Below are 6,662 nucleotides of genomic sequence, written 5' to 3'. Positions count from 1 at the left end.
AACAGGGAGCACAGGTATGTGGTTGGAAAGATGGTCAAGAAAGAAGATAACACAAAACAACTGACAGAAACGGAACAACAGCTTCTTCATGAGATGATAGAAACGTACCAAGGCATAAAGATGATGTCACGCTTTATGAAGTGGATTGCCTTCATTATCTTTATCTTTGTAATGGATTTGTCGCGTTTCATCGATGCCATAGATAATAGCTTCTCACACTTTAAAAAGTGGTTAACTAAAAGTTAGAGCATACAAAATCTTTCCTTTAAAAATATGACAAAACAAGATTTTACACAGACACTGTTTGCGTGGATGGGTGGTAAACATCATCTACGTAAGAAAATTATACCGATTTTAAATAATATAGATCATAAAACTTATGTTGAACCGTTTTTAGGTTCAGGTGTCATTTTCCTAAACAAAAGACCAGCGAAATATTCCGTCATTAATGATTTGAATGGAGAGATCACGAATCTGTTTCAATGTGTTCAAAATGACTTTGATGCTTTAGCCAAACGATTGGAGTGGTTTGTTTGTTCAAGACAGTTGTTTTTTGAACTTGCATCTATTGCCCCAGAGAGCCTCTCTAAAGTTGAAAGAGCTGCACGCTTTTTGTTTCTCCAACGTTGTGTGATGTATGGGAAAAAAGATTACGCATCATTTAGCTTTGGCAAAAAGAGAAAGGTTAGTTTTAATCCCGAGAAGCTTTTATCAAGAATGCGACGTGTTAGACAGAAGCTTCTAGATACAACTATCTTAAACTTATCGTGGGAGCGGGTTGTGGAGCTATTTGATGCACCTGATAGTTTGTTTTATTTAGACCCACCATATTTTCTGAAGAAAAAGTATTACAGTTCTGGAAACTTTGATGAAAATGATTTTGAGAGTATGGCAAAAATTCTCAAAGGTGTCGAAGGCAAATTTGTCTTGAGTCTGAATGATTGTGATGCAGTTCGAGAGATCTTTAAAGATTTTGACTTTTTAGAAGTAGAGACCCTCTGGGTATGTGGTATGGCAAAAAAAACACCTCGAAAAGAAGTGCTGATTCACAATAATTGAGAGCTACATTGAGAATCCTATTCCCTCGTTTTTATTCTAACAACCCTCACCTTTAAAAAAGATATATAATTACAGTAAGTTACATAGATAAAAAAGAAGGTTTATCACTCACATGTAAGACTTTAAACAATTTTCCCATTTGATCTGGACCAGCTAATCGTTCGATATCTTGGCGGATTGTGTTTTGCAGTGTAGCATTTTTGTCCCCCCCAAGCTGTCTTGCCCGTTCTAGCAATCCCATTTTTAAAAGAAAGTCTCCTTGCTCTGAGATTTCAGCAAAACAACCTTCTTCAAGGGCTATTTTTTTTAAAAAGGAAAAGCCAACATGGGATGTTAAATCATGTTGACCTGGAGCCTCAAAAATATCACGAAATTTATGTCTTGAGAGTGCTTGTAGTGTATCGCCAAAGGCAAGATCTCGAGCACCATAATCGATGAGCAAAGCAGAACCTTGTACTTGTACTAAACGCTTGCTGATTTGTTGTATCAATTGATGGCGTGAGGGTGCATGTTCAAAAATTGTGCCATCAGGCATTTCAGAACAATAGGATGGTAAGCAAGAAGAGGAAAGTTTATGTGGGGCGGCAATAAAGATGAAATCTCCCTCTTCATTGACTGTAATGCGGCGTTCTCTCCATTCTCCATTGATTTTAATATATTGATTGATGGGGAGTGTGTCTAAAAACTCATTCGCAATTAAAAAAAGTGGTTTTGAAGGAATTTGGTCAAAACTCTTAATGCTATGGATTTTTTTTTGATAAGGTGAGAGACATTTCTTTTGTTCTTTTTTGAGCTTTTCACTTACTTCAATAAGAAAGATTTCAGCTGCATTAAATGCGGTTGAGGATAATTTTTGCATGGTACGCAAAATGTCACTCATTAAAGTTCCACGTCCTGGGCCTATTTCAGCAATAATGAAGGGGTGAGGGCAACCATGAGCTTTCCAATTTGCAAGAAGCCAAATGCCAATCATTTCTCCAAATAATTGGCTTATTTCAGGGGCTGTTATGAAGTCACCAGCGCGTCCAAAGGGCTTTTGTGTTTGATAATAGCCAAACTGAGGGTCTGTGAGCGCTAACGTCATATATTGACTAACAGGGATTGGACCATGAAGGGCAATGATTTTCTTAATTTTTTCTTTCAGGGTGGACATTTTCTGTAGATTTGTCTTTGCAAGCTTGAAAAAGGAGATAGCCCCCTAAAAGGAGCATAGGAAGGGATAGAGCCATACCATAGGTGAAGCCAGTAGAATGAAAAAGGCTGGAAAACCATTCTGGATCTTCTTGGGGAGCACGGTAAATTTCTGAAACACTACGTGCTATTGCGTAACCTATAATAAATATTCCTGATACGGTGCCAGAGCGTTTTAATGCTTTGAAAGCAAAAATCACAGTGGATAAGATGACAAAAAGAAGAAATCCTTCCATGAAGGCTTCATAAAGTTGGCTTGGATGGCGTGGTAAATAGTAAGGGTCTAGGGGAAAACAAACTGCCCAAGGCTGGGCGGTAACATTGCCCCATAATTCTTGGTTAATGAAGTTGCATATCCGTACAATACCGATACCAATAGGGGCACCGGAAGCAATGATATCAAACATTGCGCGTATCTTGATATTATTTTTACGGGCAAACCAAATCATTGCAATGATGATGCCAATGAGTCCGCCATGAAAGGACATTCCTCCATCCCATACTGCGATGATAGCGCTTGGATGGCTAAAATAATAAAGGGGGTCCCATACAAGCACTTGTCCTAAGCGTCCACCAACAACAACACTGATCGCAGACCAAACAACAAAATCCCCTATCTTTTGCTTATCCATAGGAGGTTGTTTAGCGGACCATAGAGATTGTTTTTCTAATAACTTCTGTGCATACCACCAAGCAAAAAGAATGCCCACTACATAACCAAGTCCATACCAATGAAGAGATAAGGGACCTAAACGGACAATTACCGGATTAAAAAAATCTGGAAAAGCAATGGCTGGACAGACAAGATTGTTCATGAGTTAAGCATTTTTTCTTTTAGGTTATATGATGGTCAGGAATGACAGATGAATGTATAATGGTCAAGCGGGGAGAGTGGTAGATTTCCACTGGTTTCTCCTGTTAAAATTTTATGATGGTAAAAAGAGTGTAAAAGACTTAAAACGAAATCTGCATGGAAAAATCTGGATGGTAGGGCAAAATCTACAGGGCAAAAGGAACAAATACAGTATCTAAATGTTATGAAAATACGCTATAATGCGTGCGTCAATAATTTAAATTTAAGGAAAAACATTATGCGTAATGGATCAAACCGTATTCTTGATGAATTGGCAAAATTAGCAACAGATGCTGCTGATATTGTGCAAGGTATACGACGTGAAGCTGGAACGGCTTTTCGTTTGCAGGCTGAAAAAATAGCAAATAAACTTGATCTTGTTTCACGCGAAGAATTTGAAACTTTTAAAGAAATGGTGCTCAAAGTAAATGCTGAAAATGCGGATGTAAAAAAACGTCTTGATGATCTGGAAAAAAACACAGACACGAAAGAAGTAAAATAATTTTTATTAGAAAAAATATCCCCAATTTTTCAGTAGGATTCCTGAAACTAAAAAATGCTTAATCTTGAGTCTGTTAGAGAAAAGTATCCATTTATTTTTGTTTGTTTTTTGTAAAAAAAGACATTTTTTTAGATTGGGGGATTGGCGCTGTAAAATTGTATCAATACACTGAAAAAGCTTGATGATTCGTTTTATGATTATCAGGTTCACTTTTGAAGCGTGATTGAGTTTCGAGTACTTGTGTACTGTCGATGTTTTTAATGTGTATTTGTTTGGTGTAAAGGCTTTGATTGTAACAAAATGTTGTTACAGTTGAGGTGGTTTGTATTCTGTTGAAATGTTTTAATATGATTGAGGATTATAATGAGGCTTGCATTTTGCGCCACAGAAAGAGAAGAGCATCCTGTTGACTTTATTGAACAGATTGCTTGTAAATATGATTGGTCGTTTGAGCGTGATGCACAAGATGAAATTCGTGTTTGTGTAGAAGGAAAACGGACCAATTATCGCCTTGCGTTTTCATGGATGGAAGAGCAGGAAGCGCTTCATTTGGCTTGTGCATTTGATCTTTCTATTGAAAATGCTCAAACGGCAGAAATACATCGCTTATTGCTGGCAATTAATGAAAAATTGTTACTGGGGCATTTTGATTATTGGCGAAGTAATAATTCGGTTATTTATCGGCAAGGGCTTTTATTGGCTGGAGGGGTTCATCCATCTCATATACAAGTTGAGACATTGTTGATACACGCACTAAAGGTCTGTGAAAGCCATTATGTTGCATTTCAGATGGTTGCTTGGCGTGGCGAAAGTGCTTACAAGGCACTGCAATATACTTTGTTTGAAACTGTGGGAAATGCCTAAATTACGACAGTTTGTTAAGCGTTTTTTTTAACGATTTGTGAAGTTTTGCTTATAGGGGGATATCAATAATAGCGCGCAAGCCCCCTAGTGGGCTATCTTCTAGTTGAATGTTTCCTCCATGGCTACGGGCTATATCTTGGGCAATAGAAAGGCCAAGTCCCGTTCCACTTGCATCTTGGTTCCTTGCTTTGTCGAGTCTAAAAAATGGTTTAAAGACTTCTGTACGCATATTTTTATGAATTCCAGGTCCATCATCGTCTATCATTAATATAAATGATTCTTGGTAAGATATAGCTGTCAGTTTGATAGTGTTGGCGTAGTAAAATGCATTTGAGACAAGATTGCTTACAAGGCGTGTGAAGGCGCGGGGACGTACTTGTATTTGTGTAGGACCTTCAATGGTGTAGGAAAATTGACGTTTGTGAAGATGTGCATCGGTGGAAAATTTTTGCATGAGAGTGTTTAAATCAAAGGTTTTAACGCTTTCATTTCCTTCACCACGAGCAAAAGCAAAATAATCTTCTAACATGTTTTGCATGTCGCTTATATCTTGCTCAAGGGGTTTAATATCAAAGTCAGTATTTGCTAGGGCGAGCTGAAGTTTAAAACGTGTGAGAATCGTTCTTAAATCATGGCTTACACCTGAAAGCATCATGGTACGTTGTTCAATTTGGCGTTCAATACGTTCACGCATGCGTAAAAAAGCAATGCCAGCACGACGGACTTCATCTGCTCCTTGTGGTTGAAAGCCCTCAGGTAAAGGGCGACCACGTCCAAAACTTTCTGCTGCTTCAGCCAATTGTTGAATTGGCTTGATTTGGTTGCGCAGAAAATAAATTGCTATCAGTAATAAAAAAAGCGCTGTTCCTACCATCCAGCTTAAAAAAATAGCAGTATTGGAAGCATAGGCTTGGCTACGTGGTGCAAATACTCGTAAGATACCGTGTCCAAGGTGGATGCGGATTTCGACAAGATCAGAATCGCCTACTGTATCAATCCAGAAGGGACGATTAATTTGACGGGTGATTTCTTCACTGAGAAAATAATCAAGAATTGCGAAAAATGGTTTCGGACCTGGTGGAGGAAGAGGCGAAGGAGGTAGGAGAGCTATGTTTAATCCCATACGTTGTTGTGCAATACGTTTGATGTCTTCGTAGTTATCTTGTTGCGGATATGTTTCAATGATATCGATAATAGCTGAAATATCATGGACAACAGCGGTAGAAAGGCGCTCGGTCACCATTTGCCAGTGACGTTCCATAAAAACATAAGCAATCACTGTTTGTAGGAGGACCATGGGAGCAATAATGATGATCAAAGAGCGCACATAAAGCCGTTTGGGCATCTTCTTTGTCAGCCAGCGGACAAATTCTCTTACAGGTATGATCATACTATGCTTGTTCAATTGAAAGTTTATAACCTATTCCTCGTACGGTTTGGAGCCATATCGGGAGTGCTGGATTTTCTTCGATCTTACGGCGAAGGCGGTTGATTTGTACATCAATTGCACGTTCGCCAATATTTTTATCATCCATTGCAAATTTATGGCGTGGAATGATATCTCCTGCATTTTCGGCAAAAATAACCATCATTTTTTGTTCGTTATCTGTCAATTTAATAATTTCTCGTCCTTTCTTGAGTTCGCGCCTTGCAATGGAAAAGATATAGGGTCCAAAAACAATTTGCTCGATTTTAGGCTGTTGTAGTGGAAAACCACGTCGTAAAATGGCGTTAATGCGAAGGAGAAGCTCACGAGGGTCAAATGGCTTAGCAAGATAGTCATCAGCCCCTGCTTCTAGTCCATGGATGCGATTGTCTGTTTCTGACAAAGCTGTGAGCATGAGGATAGGAATGTCTCTTGTTTGACGAAGTGAGGTGGTGAAATCAATGCCGTTTTGTCCAGGCATCATGACGTCAACTATAAGAAGATCAAAATCTAAGCTTGCAAGTTGCCGTTTTGCTTCATCAGCATTAGATGAAATTGAAACACGAAATCCATTTTTAATGAGAAATTGCAATAAAAGATTACGAATGCGGGTGTCGTCATCAATCACAAGAAGGTGAGGAGCATCATCACACAAAACTTGAACGTGATCGGTCATTCTTCAAAACCTTAACAAAATGGTGTTTTTATAAAGTTCAAGTTTACATAAGTTGCATAAAGCTGTCGAGCAAGCTATTTTACTCTATAAA

Annotated in this window: 8 protein-coding genes; 4 read left to right on the top strand and 4 right to left on the bottom strand. The window is 38.5% G+C overall.

The window, feature by feature from the left end:
* Positions 1-18 precede the first annotated feature (18 nt).
* On the top strand, positions 19-246 hold the full coding sequence (locus PVV69_RS02725) for a hypothetical protein (protein WP_273756359.1): 228 nt from the start codon (positions 19-21) through the stop codon (positions 244-246).
* 27 nt (positions 247-273) lie between these two features.
* The gene (locus PVV69_RS02720) at positions 274-1,059 is read left to right on the top strand and encodes a DNA adenine methylase (protein WP_273756355.1); all 786 of its coding nucleotides are present in this window, start codon (positions 274-276) and stop codon (positions 1,057-1,059) included.
* 79 nt (positions 1,060-1,138) lie between these two features.
* Here the strand turns inward: PVV69_RS02720 and PVV69_RS02715 are convergent, their stop codons facing one another.
* Both PVV69_RS02715 and lgt read right to left on the bottom strand, forming a co-directional pair.
* Positions 1,139-2,212, bottom strand: coding sequence for a class I SAM-dependent methyltransferase (locus PVV69_RS02715; protein WP_273756354.1), 1,074 nt, complete (start codon positions 2,210-2,212; stop codon positions 1,139-1,141).
* Complete coding sequence (lgt, locus tag PVV69_RS02710) at positions 2,187-3,065, bottom strand: prolipoprotein diacylglyceryl transferase (RefSeq protein ID WP_273754451.1); 879 nt, start codon at positions 3,063-3,065, stop codon at positions 2,187-2,189. The genes PVV69_RS02715 and lgt overlap by 26 nt, the downstream gene beginning before the upstream one ends.
* Before the next feature lie 276 nt (positions 3,066-3,341).
* Between lgt and PVV69_RS02705 the strand changes: the two genes are divergently transcribed.
* On the top strand, positions 3,342-3,605 hold the full coding sequence (locus PVV69_RS02705) for an accessory factor UbiK family protein (protein WP_273719799.1): 264 nt from the start codon (positions 3,342-3,344) through the stop codon (positions 3,603-3,605).
* Between the two features lie 363 nt (positions 3,606-3,968).
* The gene (locus PVV69_RS02700; RefSeq protein WP_273754450.1) at positions 3,969-4,469 is read left to right on the top strand and encodes a YbjN domain-containing protein; all 501 of its coding nucleotides are present in this window, start codon (positions 3,969-3,971) and stop codon (positions 4,467-4,469) included.
* A gap of 49 nt (positions 4,470-4,518) precedes the next feature.
* Here PVV69_RS02700 and PVV69_RS02695 read toward each other — a convergent pair whose 3' ends face one another.
* Both PVV69_RS02695 and PVV69_RS02690 read right to left on the bottom strand, forming a co-directional pair.
* Positions 4,519-5,859 carry an ATP-binding protein gene (locus PVV69_RS02695; protein ID WP_273754448.1) on the bottom strand — a complete coding sequence of 447 codons (1,341 nt, stop codon included), beginning with the start codon at positions 5,857-5,859 and terminating at the stop codon, positions 4,519-4,521.
* A gap of 1 nt (position 5,860) precedes the next feature.
* The gene (locus PVV69_RS02690; RefSeq protein ID WP_273754447.1) at positions 5,861-6,571 is read right to left on the bottom strand and encodes a response regulator; all 711 of its coding nucleotides are present in this window, start codon (positions 6,569-6,571) and stop codon (positions 5,861-5,863) included.
* Positions 6,572-6,662 lie beyond the last annotated feature (91 nt).

Source organism: Bartonella sp. MM73XJBT, assembly GCF_028618465.1.
GTDB lineage: Bacteria > Pseudomonadota > Alphaproteobacteria > Rhizobiales > Rhizobiaceae > Bartonella.
This window is presented reverse-complemented; position numbering and strand designations above follow the sequence as displayed.